The sequence below is a fragment of the Planktothrix sp. PCC 11201 genome, from assembly GCF_900009135.1.
Lineage (GTDB): Bacteria > Cyanobacteriota > Cyanobacteriia > Cyanobacteriales > Microcoleaceae > Planktothrix.
The window spans coordinates 186,964-206,990 of record NZ_LT797710.1; the positions used below are offsets into that span (position 1 = coordinate 186,964).

Sequence of the window (20,027 nt, forward strand, 5' to 3'; positions counted from 1 at the left end):
CGAAAACGTAAGCAGGGAGATAGGTTCAGACAATTGGTCAATGGAGTTAAAATCCACCAATAAATCCAATCAAAACCTGTCTTAACTTTAAATATGTGACCTTAAAGGAAGGTCAATCTTGGAATCAATGGTACGGATATCCGAAATTAAAAAAAATACGGTAGCCAAACCAAAAAGATTCGGCAATTCCCACAACGCCAGACTGATTATCAAAACGTTGAAGCTGGGAATAACGGGAAATCGGGTGTAAGTCAAATGCCTAGGTAGTTCTCTAGCCAATTGCCCAAGTTTAACGCGAGTAAACATCCGTCTGAACTGTCGTAAACATTATGTAGTGAAATTGACTTGATACACTGCGTTCAAAAGAACAAGGGGAAAAGATAGAGGTCTCCAAACACCTTTATAAAAGGTAAGGTTTTTTATACAACACTTACTGAGATTCCCAAAAGTACCCCGGCAGATAGGATGAAACTAAAGGCAATAATCCCATATTTAAGGAACGTTAAAACCCCTCATTAACCCCTACAGTGGTCGAAAACTGTCAGGTAGCCACAAATCTAAGGTGTATGTTATGAGGGTGAAAGATGGAGTCAGAAGCTAATGCCTAAATGTAATGTTTAGGATATGCCGATAGATTCCGGTTTGGTTGTTAGGTAAAGTTGTTAATAGCAGTATAAACGGTGAAAACGAGTATAACCAAGACTACGGAAGCATGGAATACAATTAACTGGGCGAAAGTTCAGCGAAAAGTATTCAAGCTGCAAAAGCGAATTTACCAGGCATCATTATCGGGACAAAATGCCGCATCTCGGAAGCTCCAAAAACTTCTAGTTAAGTCATATTACGCAAAACTCTTAGCAGTTAGAAGGGTTACTCAAGACAATCAAGGCAAGAGAACAGCCGGGGTAGACGGAGTTAAATCCATCACACCCAAAGAACGGTTAAAACTTGTCGAAAGTCTGAGTAAATACCAAAAGGCGAAACCACTCAGAAGGAAATGGATACCCAAATCCAACGGTGAGGAAAGACCTTTAGGAATCCCAACTATAAACGACAGAGTAAGGCAAGCCTTGGTTAAATCGGCGTTAGAGCCACAATGGGAAGCCAGATTCGAGGGTGAAAGCTACGGGTTCAGACCTGGACGTTCAGCCCACGACGCAATGTCAAGAATCTTCCAAAGCATCAATCAAGGTGAATACTACATCCTAGATGCTGATATCTCAAAGTGCTTTGACCAGATTAACCATAAACACCTACTGTCCAAAATTGATTGTCCATCAACAATAAAAGCCCAAATCAGACAATGGTTAAAAGCTGGAGTTATGGACAACGGCATATTTAACGCAACAGAGGCAGGCACTCCGCAAGGAGGTGTCATTAGTCCTTTACTTGCAAACATCGCACTAGATGGAATGATTAATTTAGTTAAAAATTTCTTTCCAAAGAAACCAAATAGCAAAAATTACGCTACCACCATCAGATATGCCGATGATTTCGTGGTAATCAGTCCACAATTAAAAATCATTCAACAGTGCCAAGCCTCCATCGAAAAATGGTTAAAACCTATAGGGTTAGAACTGAAACCAGCCAAAACCCGTATATGCCACACACTGAGAGAAATCGAAGTAAACGGCAAAAAGGTAGCACCAGGATTCGACTTTCTAGGTTGGAATTTTCGCCAATATCCAGTTGGTAAACATCATGCCAGTAAAACTGGTGGTAAAAATCCTAAATTATTAGGACTCAAAACCCTAATTAAACCTAGTAATAAGGCAATCAACGCTCACGCGAATAAGGTAAAGGAAGTGATAAAAAACCACAAATCCTCACCCCAACACGCATTAATCAAAAACCTAAATCCGGTCATAAGAGGATGGTGCAATTATCATTCCAAAGTCGTTTCTAAAGAAACGTTCTCCTCCTTAGACCACATGACATGGCAAAGATTAAGAGCATGGACAGTCAGAAGATGCGGTAAAGCAAGTTATGGAAAACTGAAAAATTATTTCAGGAAAAACGGGAATAGTTCGTGGAACTTTGAAACCAAAGAGGGTTATAAACTATTAGCCCATCAAGATACATCTATCACCCGTCATGTAACTATAAGACCTGAAGCATCACCCTATGACGGAAACTGGACATATTGGAGTACAAGAAAAGGTACATCCTTCGATGTACCCAACAAAGTAGCGTTTCTGCTTAAAAAACAGAAAGGCAAGTGTACCTTCTGTGGACAATATTTCACCTCAGAAGACATTGCAGAAATCGACCATATCATTCCTACGTCTTTAGGCGGAAAAAATGACTATAAGAACCTGCAATTACTACACCGCCATTGTCACGATACTAAAACGGCAACTGATGGGTCTTACAACTCAAAAGAAACCGGATGTTCTGATGATAACAGTCAACTAGACTAGGAGCCGTGTGCGATGAAAGTCGCAAGCACGGTTTTGAATGGGAGTCGGGGGTTGCAAAGCCCCCCTCGACCCCTAATAATCTCCTCTCCTGTTGACTCGTCTATTGTTTCCATATCAAAAATAATTCTACAATCATGGGCAACAGAGCAAGACCACAAACCATCCAGATTTCCCTTTAATTTATGGGTTTTTAGGGATGGGATAAAAGGGTCTTCAGATAATAAAGTTATTACTGAAATGACTTTTTCTTGCAGTTGGGGATTCTTCTTTACTAATCTTTTAAATGACCTTTTAAAACTATTTTCATAGACTATTTTCATGAATTAGTCTGCCAAAAGATTTGCAATTGCTTCTTCCGCAGTGCCACAAAAAGCTGTGCCATTTTTCTTGGCTTCTCGTGTCAGCTTGACAGATTTTAGTATTTCTTGTTCTTGTAACTCTAGCCGGCGTTTTTGCAGAAACTCAATCAGTTGATCTCGTTCTTCTGAAGTTAAATTATCAAATGTATTAATCAAATCTTGTTTAAAAGTGATGTTCATATTAATATTTCATAGTTTTATCAAAATTAAATTGATTATAGCAAAATATTTTTGATGTTCTGAAAATGATCGCCCGATAAAATATCAAAAGGGCGATCGCATCTTCTAAATAAAGAACGATCACACTTTCGGAAAAAAAGGGTGATCGCAATAAAAAGTAAGTAATTTTTTTTGCTACACTCAAGGTATCATCCTAGTTTGTAATCCAGATGAACACGATCTCGATCACTATTTCAGATGAACGCCTTCTCAAGTTAAAACAAGTCGCCAACGAACTGAATCTGTCGATAGAAGAATTAGTTTTAATAGGCATAGAAAACTTCCTCGCCCGGGGAGAATTTTCTTCACCAAATACTGCTAAAAATAGCCCTAACAACAATGCTGAAATTTCCACAGAGGTAGTTGAGAAATTTTATGTACTAGCCTCCGATTGGGAGAAAGAGGTTTCTGGAATGTCTTCAACTGCCCAAATATCTGAGCATCCGGCCTATCAGGAAATTATTAATATGGGAACTAAAATAGTGCCGCTTTTGCTATTAGAACTGAAAAATAATCCGCTTTACTGGTTATCAGCGTTGAGTGCAATTACGGGTGAAAATCCGATTAAACCAGAACAAAGGGGGCGGGTAAAACAGATGGCATCAGCTTGGATAGAGTGGGGTAAAAATCAAGGTTACGCGATCGAAGATAATGTATAGAAGACCAGAACTTGAAGTTAAGTGGCCAAATTTATCCCGCACCGATTATCAAGTTACCAGCCCCAAATCTCAAGAATATAACTGCTTTGCATGGGCGGCGGCGGAAAATGATCGTTGGTGGCAACCGATACCTGGAGAGCAATTTTATTGGCCAGAAGGTGTGCCACAAGAGGAGACTATAGCAGCCTATATTCAGGCTTATCAAACACTGGGATATGAAATTTGTCAGGGCGATGGATTAGAAGTTGGATATCAGAAAATAGCGATATATGTTGACTCAAGCGGTATTCCAACTCATGCAGCTAGACAATTAGCTAATGGTAAGTGGACGAGTAAGCTGGGCTGGTTGGAAGATATTGAACACGAATTGGATGGGTTGGTTGGCGACAGGTACGGAGTTGTCGCTCAAATTCTCAAACGTGCGGTAAATTAGGAAAGGGCGATCGCATCTTGTAAAAAAAGAGCGATCGCCCCTAATAAAAAAGGAGCGATACCAGCACATTTCAAATTAAAATAGTAGGCAGTAGGAAATCAAGTGACAAAAAGTCACCGAAACAAAATAACCATCTCAGAAACCATCATACATGAACTATCATCTAACTTTTATGGGATAAAAATAAAAAGTTATTTGCAGTTAGGTTATGATGGTAAAATTTGAAATCCAGCTTGAATGAAATGATGATCTAAGGTTAAAGCTGTAACAATCTCTCGTTCTTCCATAACGATAAATGATAAACAATCAGTGAGGGAATAAGATTTGTCTTTATGCTTTTGAAAATATTGCCATCCCTGATTAAAGAAAGTCCGATCAATCTCTATCAACTCTATATCAGGACTTTCCAAGAGACGATTACCGACTTCAACAGCCTTATAATGAAAGTTGCGACTATTAAAAAAAGTGACAACTTCATCAAAAACATAAGTTGTGGTTACTAAAAAAGGTTTGGAGCTTGCTAAAGCTGCCCAATTTTGTAATACTTTTTTATGAGCGTCTTCATTTCTTATTTCCAGAGCTAAAATATGGCTGGTATCTAAAAAATAGATATTTTTCATGGAATATACAGATAATGATCATGGTTAACTGCGCCATCTTTTACATCACATTCCACAGGGTTTGAACCTAAATCCCAAATAGAAGATTCTTTTTTGATACCCGTAATAATAATTTTTTCCTGTTCTTGAATGATTTCAAACTCTTGGTCTTTTCCTAACATTTCTTTAGGTATTAATAATCCTTGCTCTGTTGCTGTTAATCTCATTTAAAATTACCTCAATTGATTATGTTATTTAATCTGTCGAGTGATTTAGGCTATTCAATTATAATCTATTGTGGGGGCGATCGCACTTTCGGAAAAAAAGCCTGATCGCATCTTCTAAACAAAAACTATCGCCCCGTAAAAAATTAAAAGGGCGATCGCATCTTCTAAATAAAGAGCGATCGCCCCTAATAAAAAAGGAGCGATACCAGTATATTTCAACTTAGAATAGTGGGCAGTGATAAAGTAGTTTCTGAAGTTGACGCTGGATTAGTCACAGCCGAATTTGTATTCGTAATCTTGAGAATGCTCTGCATTGGAACCTGGGAAATGAGGGAAACAGGGATAGCTAACGATAAAGCTTAACAAGTCCTTTCCTTACAGCATCCTGAAACACCGATGCAACATCTAAGCGTCCACTATTAGCAGGAAATTGTGGACTCAATGGATTAGACATATTGACGGAAGCCCGACCGTTATGAACTTCCACATGAGTATGAGAGCCAAAGCTATTTCCCGTATTGCCTTCTCGACCAATTAAAGAACCGGGTGAGATGGTTTTTCCTTTCATAGATTCATTAATAGAACCCTCTTGCAAGTGACAATATATGAAGGTTTTATTCAAATCCTTATTATAAATTGCTACTGTCCCATTATATCCCCAGTATTTAGATGAAATCTCCTTCCCATTTTTAGCCTCAATAACCTCTCCACCAACCATTGCATATAGTCGATTATCTCCATCAACTCCATCTGTAGCACTATCATCAGAATCAAATGCTGATGTGCCATCATGTATTTTGCGACTAAAACCATTGGAAATATTATCTTGATAAAGTGAACCCAAGTAATCAGAATCTTTGTAAATGTAGCTCGGATTGGGTTGAAAATTTCCAGGATTGGTTGGTTGGGACGGAGGTGGGGCAGCATAAGGATATGACGATGCTCCATCTATTTGAGGAGCCAAATTAACACCACTACCGTTCATAGCAGCCATATCAGGTACATTTCCTACTTTACGGAAGTTACCTGCTGAGAATGTGTAAAACTGCGCATCACCAGAATTTTTTGATTGACGAATGATGTCATCAGCCCCTCCGCCAGTGAAATCACCGACAATTAGGTTGGCAACATTACCATTCATCATACCCATATCATTTATATTGACGGAGTTTTGGAATGTTCCATCTCCTTTGGAAATAAAGATGTTTACGTCATTACCGCCATCCACCCATCCACCTTTTTCTTGACGAATGAAATCTGTTTTGGTATCTCCATTGAAGTCACCAGAAATTAAATTTATTAAGTCACCGTTCATCCAAGAACTATCGGGCAGAACAGTTTGTTGTTTGAAGCCCCAAGACCCATTGGATAGATAAACCTCAGCATCACGAGTATTATTTATCCAGGAACCTTTTTCTTGGCGGATCAGGTCAGTTATTCCATTCCCATCAAAGTCTCCAGCGATTAAATTGGTATAATTACCGTTCATAGCAGCCATATCTGGTACATCTTTGACTTTGACAAAATTGCCGTTGGAATAAGTATAGAATTGAGTATCATTTACGCCATTTACCCAGTTACCTTTTTCTTGACGGATTATGTCGTCAGTCCCATTACCATTAAAATCACCGACAATTAGATTGACATTATTGCCATTCATAGAAGTCATTTCATTCATGTTGACGGGGTTTTGGAAAGTTCCATCACCTTTGGAAATAAAGATTTGTACATCATTACCGCCATCCACCCAGGAACCTTTTTCTTGACGAATGAAATCTGTTTTGGCATCTCCATTGAAGTCACCATAGATGAAATTTGCCAAGTCACCGTTCATCCAATAACCATCGGGCAGAACACTTTGCTGTTTAAAGCCCCAAGATCCATTGGATAGATAAACTTCAGCATCACGACTATTATTTATCCATGAACCTTTTTCTTGACGGAGCAGATCACTTATGTTATCGCCATTAAAGTCTCTTTGTTTCTTTATTCTTGACTGCTCAATAGGAAAGTTAATCCCGCCTATGATTGCAGTACCACTATCATCTTTAGCTTTCAGCTTTAAAAGTTCCTGTGGCTCCAATGTCTTCCCCTGCACAACCGCCCCAAAAATCGCCCCCTCATCTCCGGGTGCATCCGTAATATTCAACCGCGCATCAATAGAATGCCCGATTTCTTCCAACAACACATCGGCCACCGCCGCCGGATTTGCGCTATTCCCAGCCAATAATTCTCTCGATAAATAAATCGTATCTGTCGCCCCTGCAAAAGCCCCATTCGCCCCACCAATTTCGGCAGACGAGACAAATTTAACTGGGGGAATTAAACTAAAATCACCGTTTAACCAATCTTGGGTTAGAACATTTGCAGCTTGAGTATCCCAACTTTCTCCAAAGGCTAAATTCATCTTTTTGACAAAATTAGGAACCTTTGCAAACTGGGTTAATTGTTCCTTGACAATATCCATTGCTTCACCCGTCAACCCATCGAAAGAATTGTCATTCGGTAACGTTATATTCGGGTCAATAGTTGCAATTGATCCTTGAATTTGAGCCAGCAATAAACTATCAGAGGGGTTTGGCGTGAGTGTTGTAATATTGGGGCTTTGATTAATATGACCGATTAATAAGTCAGATTGTAGAACAACTACTGGATTAGTTTCCTGACTAGGGTTCCAATTCAAAGCAGAAAAACTGGCAGATGGGAGCAAATTCTGACTAGGATCTTGCGAAAGTGGATTAGACATATATCTTCCCTGAATTTAGGTGAGGTAAAAGTGAGATAATTTTGATAAATATAATTAACTGACTCAAGTAACTGATTTAAAAAATAGTATGGATGAAAAACCTGTTTTTGTAAAGTAATAAAACATCACTTTTAAGCAGATAATTAAAATTGTTTTCATCATAAATTGTCATAATATTTTGAAAAATGTCATGTTAAATCACAAAAAGTCTGATATCCTAGTGAAAATACTGATAAGCTGCTACGCAGCTTGATTGTATAATAGAAGATTAAGTATTTTTAGGGATATAACCCCCAATGCCAGCCAAAAATCATCTGTCTAAAGAGCAAAAAGAAAGATTACTTAAAGAAATGAAAGAAAATCAAAATGCTCAAATTAGAGAAAGGATTTTAATTTTATTATTAATGAATGAGGGAAAAACCTATCAAAAGATAGCCAATTTTTTAGAAATTTCCTATCCGACAGTAGCGTACTGGGCTGTTCATGGTGATCCCGATAAAATGGAGAGTTTTATAGATGGAAGAAGCCAAGGAAACTTTCGGAAAGCTACGGCTGAATATGAAGAAATGTTACTAAAAGTAGTAGAAAAAGAACCATCAGAATACGGATATGAATTTGGGAGATGGACAGGAAATAGATTAGCAACATATTTAGAGCAAGCAACAGGAATTAAGTTGAGTGGCTCTCAAGTCAGGAGAATATTACAAAGAAAAAAGTACGTTTACCTTTGGGCAAAGTACAGCTTAGAGGACAAACAAAATCCGGTACACAGGAAAGCATTTAAAGAGAAATTGTTAGAGTATTTAAAAATAGAAAAAGAATCACCTGAACGCTTGCAAGTATGGTTTTGGGATGAAGTAGGATTTAGTTTGAGAGTAATAAGAAGAAAAACCTGGGGGAAAAAGGGAAGCCGAAAAAAAGTAACAGGACAAAGAAGGAAAGGAAGAGTAAATCTAATGGGAGGGTTAAGGTATAGCGATAAAAAAAGAATAAATTTTGTGATTAAGAAAGGAGAATCGGAGACCTTTTATCAACAAATCAAAGCTTTACATAATTGGATTGTTGAAGAATGGATAGAGTCGGGAAAATTAGCCGAAGAATTTTTAGAAACTGGGCCTAAATTAGTAATAATTTTAGACAATGCTAGTTTTCATAAAAAGAAAGAGATTTTAGAGAGAATAGAAGCAGAAATGCCGAATATTAGGTTAGAGTTTTTGCCCCCTTACAGCCCTGACTTTAATTTAATTGAATTGGTTTGGCACTCAGCTAAAGAATATATTGCTCATCGGCTATTTGAATCAGTAGAGCAGTTAGAAGAATTATTGAATAAATTGTTAAACGAAGGAGATTTAATCATTAATTGGTCTCGCAAAATTAAAAACAAAGGAAATGCTATTTATTAAATCAAGCTGCGTAGCAGCTTATTTTGTGGAGTTATGGATATAGAAGAATTCTTAAAGTTAGCAGACAGTGTGGTTTTTTCGGAGACAGAAAAACATCTGGATGATCTGCAAAAAGCGGTCTTGCGCGGTGTATGGGATGGCCAAAAATATTCTGAAATCGCAGAAGAATGTTATCGTACCGAGGCTTATGTGAGAAATTTAGCCTCAGAATTATGGAAAATGTTTTCAGGGATTTTAGGTGAAAATATTAGGAAATCGAATATTAGATCGAGTTTAGAACGCTCACAATCAGCTTATTTTTTGAATTGCAAAAATGATTCTTTTAATATTAGTAACGTTCATATATGCAGTAATAACCCATCATCAATCATACCCAAAGAGCGATCACCTTCTCCCCCAAAACAACAACAAATTGACTTAGGAACAGCACCCGATATTAAGAAAATATGCGATCGCACTCACCAATTAAAAACCCTACAAAATTGGATAATTCAAGAAAATTGTCGCCTCGTTTCTATTATTGGATTAAGTGGTATTGGTAAAACTACCCTAACTCGTTATTTAATTCAAACTTTACAACCGGAATTTGAAGCAATTATCTGGCGAAGTTTTTATACTTCCCCCAGTTTAGAGATTACCCTCAAAAATTTATTATTATTTTTATCTAATCAATCCTTAACAGAATTACCTGTTAGTTTAGAAGAACAATTATCTTTATTAATCGAACATCTGAGAACAAAACGCTGTCTGATTATTCTGGATGATGTGCAAACCTTACTCAATCAAGGAACCCTAGCCGGACAATATCATCCTGACTCTAAAAATTATAGCCTATTATTTAAATTAATTGCTGAAACCTCCCATCAGAGTTGTTTAATTCTCAACAGTTGGGAACTTCCCCAAGATATTGTTACTTTAACCGATGATAATGCACCCATTCGCTGTTTAAAGTTATCGGGTTTGGGTTCAGCAGCAACGGAAATTTTACACGAAAAACGATTAAAAGATGAGGAACAATGGCATCTGTTAATTGAGACTTATCAAGGAAATCCTTTATGGTTAAAAATCGTAGCAAACATGATTCAAGATATTTTTAGGGGAAGGGTTGCAGAATTTCTCAAATATGATAATCTATACTTAGGGGAGGAACTGACCGAAATCTTAAAACAGCATTTGGAACGGTTATCAAAGATTGAAAAAACGGTGATTACTACTCTGAGTCAAGAAAAGCAACCGCTAGGAATTGCAGAATTAATAGAAATATCTAAATTACCTGCAACGGATGTATTTAAAGCGATTCAATCTTTAGAACGGCGTTGTTTAATTGAAACTGAAGAACAGCAACAGCAAACATATTTTAAGGTTTCTCCTATTATTCAACAATATCTTATTTTAAATTGTCAATAACCAGAAACCCTGTTTTTATATGTAGGGGCGGGTTCTACAATAATATTGAATAACAACAAAAGAATTAAATCAACCCGCCCTTTTTTTATATTCATAAATCAATAATTAATTCGATTTTTGGTTTGGTTTGGGCGGGTTTATTCAGATTTTTTATTATTATTAAATATTGTTTCAGAACCCGCCCCTACAGATTGGAAAGATTTATGATTTGATTCATAGAATCTTCTAACTGTGTTAATAAAGTATCCACATCCTTTCCCACTTGTTGAAAACAGTCTGGAGGAGTAGGATTAGATTCAAAATAAATTAATCTGACATGATCAAAACCAATTCCAATGATTAATACTTCTTTTTCCGGTTGATACCCGTCTACAATTCCGACAATTTCTTTTAACCGATTTTCAACATTTTGATTCAGTTGTTCAATGGTTGATTTCGGACAAGCGACAAAGTGCGGGGTGGGTTTGAGATCAATTCCGAGGGTATTGGGTTCTTCTCCCCATTGTAGGTGTAAACCCCAAGTTAAGGCGGCTAATTCCTGACGGTTATCTTTCACAAACCGATCTAACTGACTTTGCCAACTTTGCTGTCCTAAACCGGGTTGAGTGCTATCAGGTTTAATCATTTTTCGACGACTGGTTTTCACTGAGATACTATTTTAACCGATTATGGGTCAATTCTATAAAATTCTATGGGTCTAAGTCGATCTACTGATCAAATATAGAATAATTTCAATAAAAGTTATTAATTTACTCAGTATTTTTAATGACTACAGGATGTAATGAATAACTGAGTATCCTTAAAAATACGGTGATTTTTAAAATTAATGTATATTAAATTACTTTTATAAATCAATAATTTGGATCAAAAAAAGCTAAATGTCAGAAACTTTTTGCCTCAATAAATCGTCTTCATTATTTAGTGTATTACCTTCAGAGTCAGGGTTTAAACAGCTTTTACATCTACTAAATTGTTGATCAGATTAAATTAAATATTTTCCTGATTAATTGAAAATATCCAGAAAAATAGTATAGCTATTGCGAGTCTTTGCGAGGAAAATTAGATTATGAGTTTTGACACTTTTGATTCTGGAAATTTGTTTTTCAGTCCGACCCAGATTATTCCTGATCCTCAAATATTATCGTTTAGTTTGGGTGGTAATCTTCCCGTGGGAAGAAGTTTTACAGCTATTACTCCGACTGAAACTAATTTTATTCCAACTAATAATTCTGATTTAATTATTGGTACTACATTTGATGATAATGTTTTTGCTTTGGAGGGAAATGATACGATTTATGGTTTAGAAGGTAATGATATTTTAGGAGGAAATGAACAAGCTGATTATATTTTTGGTAATCTAGGAAATGATAGTATTTATGGCGGTCAAGATGACGATACTTTAGCTGGAGGTCAAGATAATGATCTGATTTTTGGTGATGTGGGAAGTGATTTTATTGTGGGCGATCGCGGTGCAGATACATTATTTGGAAACCAGAATAACGATATTATTTATGGGGGAAAAGAGGATGATTTAGTCGCCGGAGGAGAAGGAGATGATCAATTATTCGGGGATTTTGGAGATGATATTCTCTATGGAGATTTAGGTGCTGATATGATCACGGGTGGAGAGGGAAATGATCTCTTTTATATTGGCAAAACTATGGGAGGATTTGCGATTACTGACGCTGATATTATCACAGATTTTACTCTAAATCAAGATGCTATTGGATTATTAGGAGATCTGACATTCACTGCGTTAAAGATTACTCAAGGAACTGGGGAATATACTAATGATACAATTATTCAAGATAAAAGTTCTAATGAATATTTAGCAATTCTCAAAAATGTAAATAACAATAGTCTCAATTCTGATAATTTTATTTTTAAAGGTTCTGATCCTATCCCAGAACCAACTCCCGCACCGACATTAGAACCCACACCTTCACCAACATTAGCGCCCACACCAATACCAACTCCAGTATCAACACCCGATCCGACTCCAGTACCAACTCCAGCACCAACACCCGATCCGACTCCAATACCAACTCCAGCACCAACACCCGATCCGACTCCAATACCAACTCCAGCACCAACACCAGTACCGACACCATTACCAACACCCGATCCAACACCAGTACCGACTCCAATACCAACTCCAATACCAACTCCAGTACCGACTCCATTACCGACTCCAATACCAACACCCGATCCGACTCCAGTACCAACACCAACACCAGTACCTCTTAGTGTTTTAGGGTTTAGTTCTGCTAATTTTAGTGTTAATGAAAATGGCATACCTGTTAACACTATTACGATCAATAGAACGGGAGGAAGTAGTGGTTTAGTGACGGCACAAATCACCCCAACGGATGGAACTGCAACGGCAATTTCAGATTATACTAATACGCCCCTAACGGTAACATTTGCGGATGGAGATATTACCCCTAAAACTATTACAATTCCCATCATTGAGGATACGGTATTTGAACCGACGGAAAGCATTAATTTGACCTTAGCTATTACCGAAGGAAGCGCGACCATCGGAACTCAAAATACTGCAATTTTACAAATTGTTGATAATGATCCGAGTGAAAATCTCCCGTTAAATAGTGCAACCTATTTAGGAACAACTGGAAATGATAGTGGTACATCGGTTGAAATTTCCCCAGTTAATAATAATATTATTATTGCGGGTAATTTCAACGGTGTGGGAGAAATTCAAAGGTTACAAAATGGCAATACAGCACCTTTATCTAATACACCATTAGGCGGTGTTGTGAATGATTTAGATGTGGATCGAGATAGTGGAGAAATTGTCGCTGTTGGGGATTTTGGAATTAAGGTTTATGACCCTACAGCTAATACGGTTTTATGGTCACAACTGGGAACTTTTAATCGAGTTGCGATCGCGTCGGATGGTACAGTTGCCACTTTAAATAATAGTACAGATACGATTACTTTATGGAATGCAGCGGGAACTCAATTAACTAGCACAACCTTAACTGGAACGAATGTTAATCCGGCGGATATTACGATTGATCCTACCACTAAACAAGTCTTTGTTACCGGGTATAATCAAGTTACCAGCACTTTACAAACGCCGTTCTTACGCGGGTTTGATTCTTCCTTAAATTTGTTATGGAAAACCTGGGATTTTAGTGCAACGGAAGTCACCGGACAAAATTTAGGAGCAGATACAAGAGGAGAACGAATTACAATGGGTAAAGATGGGGGACTGTATTTCTTAGGAAGAACCGATGGTGGCAATAATGTTTTTCAACGGGATGGTCAAACCATTACGCAAAATTTAGCCTCAAAAGTTGATGTTGATTCTTTTAATAATTTCTCCGGTGCTGGGGCGGGAACTTTCACTTTTCATGCCAAAATTAATCCGAATAATGGAATTGTTGATCGGGGTCAATTTATTGTTACCCGGACTAGTACCGGGGCGAATAGTTTTACCCCCAATTCCATCACGGCTGACGAATTTGGTAATGTATATATAGGAGGATCTTCGGCATTTCAATTGCAAAATCGTCCGGCTAAAACCATTAATAATCAACCCGTTGGAGCTTATACCTTGGGAGAAATGGCAGTATTAGGATTATCGGCTGATTATACTATCAGAAAATTCTGGACTCCTTTAACTCAAACCAGTGACGCTGATGGGGCGAAAGGAAGTGTGAATGGTTTTGCGGTGGCAAAGGGTCAAGCGGTGATTTTGGGGACAGTAACCCAACCCTCTGTTGCGACAACAACTAACGCGATTAATCCTAATCCATTAGGAGGAAATGATGCTTATTTAGCCACTTGGTCAGTTTAGCTCAGAAACCGGGTTTCTCAACAGAACTTGATGGAGACTCAGAGATAAGGATTAGAAACCCGGTTTCTTAAATCTGCGTCTATAGACTTAAATACACCCCCACTTTTGTTTTATACCTTTAACCTGTAAATTCTCACCTGCACTCATTATGTTAAACCGCTTGACAATTGCCCGATCTTTGCGCCGTCGTTGGTTGTATCCGGTGATTTCAATAACTCTTACCCTGGGTATTGTATTGAGTTCAACGGTCACAACTTTGGCAATTCCTTTACCCGAATTAATCTTTAGAGGAATTCAAGTTATCCAGTTATCGAATTTATCGGCCCGTCAGGAAATTGCGATCGGGGAACAAATTAATCAAGAATTACTCTCTAAACAAGTTAAATTATTTCGTAATCAAGAGGCTCAAAACTATATTAATCAAATTGGTCAACGTCTAGCCCAAGCCAGCGAGCGCCCGAATATTCCCTACACGTTTCAAGTGATTGATGATCGGAATGTCAATGCTTTTGCCACTATGGGCGGGTTTGTTTATGTTAATACGGGCTTAATTGCGGCGGCGGATAATGAAGCGGAATTAGCGAGTGTGATAGCCCATGAAATCGGACATATTGCTGGACGTCATGCGATTAAACAAATGCGTCAAGCGGCGGTGGCGGCGGGGGTGGCTACGGCCGTTGGTGCGGATCAGAATAAATTAGTTCAAATTGGGGTGGAATTAGCCTTAAACCGCCCTAAAAGCCGTGAAGCTGAATATGAAGCCGATCGCCTGGGTTTAGCAACTTTAATTCGTGCGGGTTATGCGCCGCGGGGTGCTGTAGATTTTATGGCCAAACTGTTAAAAAGTGGGTCTCCGCCAACCATTATTAGCACTCACCCAGCCACGGGCGATCGCATTTCCGCCATGCAACGACTTCTTGATCCCAGTATGGTTAACTCCGGCGATGGGTTAGATAGCAATTCCTATCGCGCTACCGTTGAACGAATTTTATCTTAATTTCAACGAATTAATCGAAACTTTACGCGCCTTGAATCGAAGTTCAGGGCGCTTTTGATTGCTATATAGCAATCTTAAATGATTTGTGATAAAAACCTGTAGGGGTTTGGAGACCAAACCCAGGCGCAAAGAGGGTTTGGAGACCAAACCCCTACTATAAAATGTTACAACCCCTACACGGATTGCTATAGATAGACAAAATTCAATTAATATGCTAGGTTAACCTATTAAGTAGAGTCAGTCAGCCTAATCCACTCTTTTTTAATGAGTTAAGAGCGGGGGAACCATTTTTAGGGGCTTATCTTCGATTGTTTACGATTGTCGAGAAGGACATCTCTCAGTCCTAGCCCGTCAGCTAACCCCGTCGGCTGTGAGAGAAGACTGTTGATCGGCAAAGTTTTGATCATTGCCCTCACCGGAATTCTAAGTATATCAGACTGTGTTATTAATATTCAATCCGTGAGGGTTGAATACGAGAATCAAACCCACTTGCAAAGATGTGTGAGGGTCATGGAAATGGCTAGGTTTTGTTGTTTGCTAATTTTGGGTAATCACAGATATAGATAACCTGTCCTAAAATTCAATGAGTGCGGGGATTAACAAACATTAATCTCCCTTTAACTTTCGTATTCCATTTGAGGCTGACTATGCACCCTGCGATTTTAGTTCTCCTGCAAGTTTTGATCGTGATTGGATTATCCCGATTAATGGGATTATTCTGTCGTCAAATTAAACAACCCTTAGTCATTGGAGAAATTATTGCCGGAATTATGTTGGGGCCATCATTATTAGGGTTAATTGCTCCTAATGTGATGACCGCTTTATTCCCTGCCGAAACTCTATCCTACTTGAATGTTTTATCTCAAATTGGACTAATTTTCTTCATGTTTTTAATTGGGTTGGAACTGAACCCGAAATATTTGAGTGGGCAACTAGAAAAGGCAGTTTTAATTTCTCACGTTAGTATTGTAGTTCCCTTTGCATTGGGAATTTCGACCGCATTAATTCTGTATCCAATTGTTTCTAATAATGGCGTTTCCTTCACTGCGTTTGCCTTATTTTTAGGTTCGGCTTTATCGATTACGGCTTTTCCCGTTTTAGCGCGAATTATCACAGAAAATAATTTACAAGGAACTCGTTTAGGAACCTTAGCTTTAACTTGTGCCGCCGTTGATGATGTCACCGCCTGGTGTTTATTAGCCTTAGCAATCGCGGTCACCAGAACTAACAGTATATCGGGGGCATTTCCCACGATTATTGCATCGATTCTTTATATTATTTTAATGGCAACCGCAGGGCGGTGGCTTTTGCGAAAACTCTCTGTCCATTATCAACGCACAGGACGACTCACCCAATGGGTTTTAGCTTGGATTTATATGGGAGTGGTGGCTTCTGCATTAATTACTGAATTGATCGGAATTCACTTAATTTTTGGAGCCTTTTTACTCGGGGCTGTGATGCCCAAAGATCCAGGTTTAGTCCGAGAAATAGCTGAAAAAACAGAGGATTTTGTCTTAATTTTTTTACTGCCAATTTTCTTTGCTTACAGTGGATTACGCACGGAAATTGGCTTGCTAAATCGTCCTGAATTGTGGTTATTATGTGCGTTAGTCGTTGGGGTGGCAATTATTGGAAAATATGTCGGAACCTATGTCGCCGCCAGGGTTAGTGGAATTGAAAAACGGGAAGCCTCGGCGTTAGGTTGGTTAATGAATACTAGGGGATTAACTGAACTAATTGTTTTAAATATTGGCTTAAGTTTTGGGGTAATTTCACCGTTACTTTTTACCCTATTAGTCATTATGGCATTAGTCACAACCTTTATGACTTCGCCATTATTAGAAATGACCTATCCCAAAGAGTTAATTAAACTTGATATTATTGAACCGGAAACCCGAACAATAAGTCCTGAACCTCTGACTCCTGCTTATCGAGTTTTAGTTCCTGTTGCAAATCCCAATACTCAAAGAGGATTAGTACAATTAGCTTTAGCGATCGCCGGAAAACCTCCTGCTGTTGTTCATCCTTTAAGTTTAATCGAACTAGAGGAAGATTATTTATTTCAAAGTACGCCCGATGAAGCAAACCGCTTAATTGAGAAACAACGACAACGTTTAGAAGAATTAATTCAAAGTTTAGAACCTCCTGAACTCAGACAAGGAGTTTATCCAATTATCCGCATTGCCCAGGATGTTGCTAAAAAAACGATAGAAATTGCACAAGTTGATCAAGCTAATTTAATATTAGTAGGTTGGCATCGTCCCGCCTTCAGTGACAATCGTTTAGGTGGGAGAGTTGGCAAAATTTTGAATACTTCTCCCACCGATGTTGCCGTATTTGTCAATAAAGAACAGCAACAAATTCAGTCCTTATTAGTGGCTTATGCTTCTAATATTCACGATGATTTAGGGTTGACTTTAGCCTTAAGAATGATGTTCAATGACCCCAATTGTCAGTTAAAAATTTTAGTGACATCTAACGAACCAGAGAAAGAATTAAGCTATGAATTACGGAATATGATTGATATATTGCCCACCCAGATTCAATCCCGTTTAGAAATGATTCGACTGCCAGAAACCGATCCCATTCAAGCGGTAATTGAAACTTCAAAAACCGTAGATTTAACCATTGTAGGTACCAGCCGCACCTGGGGAATTGAAAGGCAAACTTTGGGACGGTATACCGATCAACTGGCTCAAGATTGTCATTCATCTTTACTGATTACTCGGAGTTATTCTCAAGTTACCTCCCACCTCGAATCATTATTACAGCAATCGATTAACACCTAACAATTATTATTGAACTATGCGCCATAATTTTAACTGGATATCCTTCGTCTTTTATGCGGCTACAATCGCCTCAGTTCTGATCCTTTTTAAAGGAGTCACAACCTATGGAGAAACCCAATTAAAAGCACCTGTCAGTATTGGGGGTGATTATTCTATAGAGTTTGATACCCCTCCCAACTGTTTAAAAAACAAAGATTTAACCTTGAAAATTGAACAGTCAGGTATTTATATTTTTGCCAATTTAGTATTAGAAAAATCCCCAGATAATCTGAATAAAATCGCGTTAAGTGGCAAATTTAAGGAGCCAAAAATGATATTATCGGGAATTTCAAATCCGTTATTGTTCTGTTCATCTGATCTGTCCCAAACTTCTAATCCATTAACACTTACAGGAGAATTTAAAAACAAACTATTTAAAGGTCAAATACAGGATAAAACCTTATCCAATCCGATCAATTTTACCGCAAAATTAAACCCGGTATCTAAATCGGAAAAACAAGCTCATTAAATTACTAAAGCTGATTTTGGCTTTGGAAAAAGATCTAATACTTTTAAAAAAGTTCATTGATGCTTAAATTCTATCCTCTATTCCTAAACCTATGTTATCAATAGAAACCCTGGATTCTTTCATTGCTGGAATTACCTTCATTGGGGTAATTATCCTAATTATAGGAGAGTGGCTACACCTGACCATCGCCGCATTTTTAGGTGCTCTGATTCTGATTTTTTTCCATGTCATGACCTTGACGGAGGCTGTTAATTATATCAGTCAAAGTTATGCAACTTTAGGGTTATTTTTTGGGGTAATGGTTTTAGTCCGTTGCTTTGAACCTACTAAAATTTTTGATTATTTAGCCGTCAAAATGATTTTGATGGCTAAGGGAGAAGGGAAACGATTATTGTTGGGAATAGTCGCCTTAACGACTCCCATTTGTGCGATGTTACCCAACGCTACAACAGTGATGTTGTTAGCGCCTTTAATTCCTCCCATTGCTCAGGATTTAGGAATTGATTTTGTCCCCTTATTAATTTTAATGGTATTCATTGCTAATAGTTCTGGATTATTAACCTTAGTTGGAGATCCTGCCACATTTATTGTCGGAGATGCGATTAATATTAGCTTTTTTGATTACTTACAACGATTAAGTATTGGAGGAGTATTAGCCGTAGTTAGTGTAGTGATTTTATTACCCATTTTATTCCGCAAAACCTGGAATGCAAAATTTGAACATTTAGAAGATTTACCCAGTCCCAAAATTAATCATCCCCGCATTTTAGCAATGGGGGGTTTAATTATAGCCTTTGTTTTAACCTTTTTTGTAATTGGAGAAACCTTACCTGTTCCGATTTCTCCGGCGGCGGTGGCCTTATTAGGGGCAGCTTTAGCTTTGATGTTAGCCCATCATAGTAAGATCGATACCGTTAATAATATTTTACGAGATGTAGACTGGAGTACCTTAATTTTCTTTATGTCGATTTTTGTTTTAATTGGGGGATTAGAAAAAACCGGAGTGATTAATGGTTTATCAGGATTTCTAGCAGTAATTTTAGGAAAAAATATTGCTCTCGGTTCAATTTTGCTACTATTAACAGTAGGGATTATTTCTAGTGTTGTGCCTAATATTCCCTTAGTGGTGGCGATGGTTCCTCTATTAAAACAATATTTAGTTAATGTGGGATTTGTCGGTACAGAAGTGCTTGACCCGGCTTTTAACGGACAGTTTCCCCCGGAAGTATTACCGCTATTTTATGCGATGATGTTTGGGGCAACCTTGGGCGGAAATGGCACATTAGTGGGAGCTTCTTCTAATATTGTCGCCGCCGGAATTTCTGAACTACATGGACGAACAATTTCCTTTAAAACCTTTCTTCGTTATGGAATTCCAGTCATGGCTGTGCAACTATTCGTAGCGATGTTATATGTCACCTTTGCCTTCCTAATTTAA

The 20,027-nt window shown here is 38.0% G+C and carries 17 protein-coding genes and 1 riboswitch; of the genes, 10 read left to right on the forward strand and 7 right to left on the reverse strand.

Going from position 1 to position 20,027, the window contains the following annotated elements:
• The first annotated feature begins 680 nt into the window (after positions 1-680).
• Entirely contained in the window at positions 681-2,420 is a 1,740-nt protein-coding gene (ltrA, locus tag PL11201_RS20100; RefSeq protein WP_079680658.1) for a group II intron reverse transcriptase/maturase, read from the forward strand.
• Here the strand turns inward: ltrA and PL11201_RS20105 are convergent.
• Genes PL11201_RS20105 through PL11201_RS26220 form a run of 3 tightly spaced genes read right to left on the reverse strand, consistent with a single transcriptional unit; the run spans position 2,417 to position 3,143 of the window.
• Positions 2,417-2,740 (reverse strand): type II toxin-antitoxin system RelE/ParE family toxin, encoded by a 324-nt coding sequence (locus tag PL11201_RS20105; protein WP_079680659.1) that lies wholly within the window; start codon positions 2,738-2,740, stop codon positions 2,417-2,419. The two genes, ltrA and PL11201_RS20105, sit on opposite strands and share 4 nt — an antisense overlap.
• A gap of 3 nt (positions 2,741-2,743) precedes the next feature.
• Entirely contained in the window at positions 2,744-2,959 is a 216-nt protein-coding gene (locus PL11201_RS20110; RefSeq protein ID WP_079680660.1) for a hypothetical protein, read from the reverse strand.
• A 1-nt stretch (position 2,960) separates the two neighbouring features.
• On the reverse strand, positions 2,961-3,143 hold the full coding sequence (locus PL11201_RS26220) for a hypothetical protein (protein ID WP_144017835.1): 183 nt from the start codon (positions 3,141-3,143) through the stop codon (positions 2,961-2,963).
• Positions 3,144-3,168: 25 nt separating this feature from the next.
• On the opposite strand from PL11201_RS26220, the gene PL11201_RS20115 reads away from it, so the two are divergent.
• Together PL11201_RS20115 and PL11201_RS20120 are read left to right on the forward strand one after the other, a co-directional pair.
• Complete coding sequence (locus PL11201_RS20115) at positions 3,169-3,657, forward strand: hypothetical protein (RefSeq protein ID WP_079680661.1); 489 nt, start codon at positions 3,169-3,171, stop codon at positions 3,655-3,657.
• The gene (locus PL11201_RS20120) at positions 3,650-4,090 is read left to right on the forward strand and encodes a DUF7689 domain-containing protein (protein ID WP_079680662.1); all 441 of its coding nucleotides are present in this window, start codon (positions 3,650-3,652) and stop codon (positions 4,088-4,090) included. Before PL11201_RS20115 ends, PL11201_RS20120 begins: the two co-directional genes overlap by 8 nt.
• A 206-nt stretch (positions 4,091-4,296) precedes the next feature.
• Here PL11201_RS20120 and PL11201_RS20125 read toward each other — a convergent pair whose 3' ends face one another.
• From PL11201_RS20125 to PL11201_RS20135, 3 genes are all read right to left on the reverse strand, one after another.
• The gene (locus PL11201_RS20125) at positions 4,297-4,710 is read right to left on the reverse strand and encodes a type II toxin-antitoxin system VapC family toxin (protein ID WP_079680663.1); all 414 of its coding nucleotides are present in this window, start codon (positions 4,708-4,710) and stop codon (positions 4,297-4,299) included.
• The gene (locus PL11201_RS20130) at positions 4,707-4,916 is read right to left on the reverse strand and encodes a hypothetical protein (protein WP_079680664.1); all 210 of its coding nucleotides are present in this window, start codon (positions 4,914-4,916) and stop codon (positions 4,707-4,709) included. Before PL11201_RS20130 ends, PL11201_RS20125 begins: the two co-directional genes overlap by 4 nt.
• A gap of 346 nt (positions 4,917-5,262) precedes the next feature.
• Positions 5,263-7,662, reverse strand: a complete 2,400-nt coding sequence (locus tag PL11201_RS20135) for a peptidoglycan DD-metalloendopeptidase family protein (protein WP_079680665.1) — start codon at positions 7,660-7,662, stop codon at positions 5,263-5,265.
• A 296-nt stretch (positions 7,663-7,958) separates the two neighbouring features.
• On the opposite strand from PL11201_RS20135, the gene PL11201_RS20140 reads away from it, so the two are divergent.
• Both PL11201_RS20140 and PL11201_RS20145 read left to right on the forward strand, forming a co-directional pair.
• On the forward strand, positions 7,959-9,065 hold the full coding sequence (locus PL11201_RS20140) for an IS630 family transposase (protein WP_079678947.1): 1,107 nt from the start codon (positions 7,959-7,961) through the stop codon (positions 9,063-9,065).
• 33 nt (positions 9,066-9,098) lie between these two features.
• Positions 9,099-10,472, forward strand: coding sequence for an NB-ARC domain-containing protein (locus PL11201_RS20145; protein WP_079680666.1), 1,374 nt, complete (start codon positions 9,099-9,101; stop codon positions 10,470-10,472).
• A gap of 184 nt (positions 10,473-10,656) precedes the next feature.
• Here the strand turns inward: PL11201_RS20145 and PL11201_RS20150 are convergent, their stop codons facing one another.
• Complete coding sequence (locus PL11201_RS20150; RefSeq protein ID WP_079681044.1) at positions 10,657-11,097, reverse strand: beta-carboxysome assembly chaperone CcmS; 441 nt, start codon at positions 11,095-11,097, stop codon at positions 10,657-10,659.
• A 441-nt stretch (positions 11,098-11,538) separates the two neighbouring features.
• Between PL11201_RS20150 and PL11201_RS20155 the strand changes: the two genes are divergently transcribed.
• From PL11201_RS20155 to PL11201_RS20175, 5 genes are all read left to right on the forward strand, one after another.
• Entirely contained in the window at positions 11,539-14,295 is a 2,757-nt protein-coding gene (locus tag PL11201_RS20155; protein ID WP_079680667.1) for a Calx-beta domain-containing protein, read from the forward strand.
• 148 nt (positions 14,296-14,443) lie between these two features.
• Positions 14,444-15,292 (forward strand): M48 family metallopeptidase, encoded by an 849-nt coding sequence (locus PL11201_RS20160; protein WP_079680668.1) that lies wholly within the window; start codon positions 14,444-14,446, stop codon positions 15,290-15,292.
• 233 nt (positions 15,293-15,525) lie between these two features.
• A riboswitch (cyclic di-AMP (ydaO/yuaA leader) is annotated at positions 15,526-15,676 on the forward strand.
• A 263-nt stretch (positions 15,677-15,939) separates the two neighbouring features.
• On the forward strand, positions 15,940-18,081 hold the full coding sequence (locus tag PL11201_RS20165) for a cation:proton antiporter (protein ID WP_079680669.1): 2,142 nt from the start codon (positions 15,940-15,942) through the stop codon (positions 18,079-18,081).
• A 16-nt stretch (positions 18,082-18,097) separates the two neighbouring features.
• Positions 18,098-18,589: a hypothetical protein gene (locus PL11201_RS20170; RefSeq protein ID WP_079680670.1), complete on the forward strand. Its 492-nt coding sequence runs from the start codon at positions 18,098-18,100 to the stop codon at positions 18,587-18,589.
• 91 nt (positions 18,590-18,680) lie between these two features.
• The gene (locus PL11201_RS20175) at positions 18,681-20,027 is read left to right on the forward strand and encodes an ArsB/NhaD family transporter (protein WP_234996788.1); all 1,347 of its coding nucleotides are present in this window, start codon (positions 18,681-18,683) and stop codon (positions 20,025-20,027) included.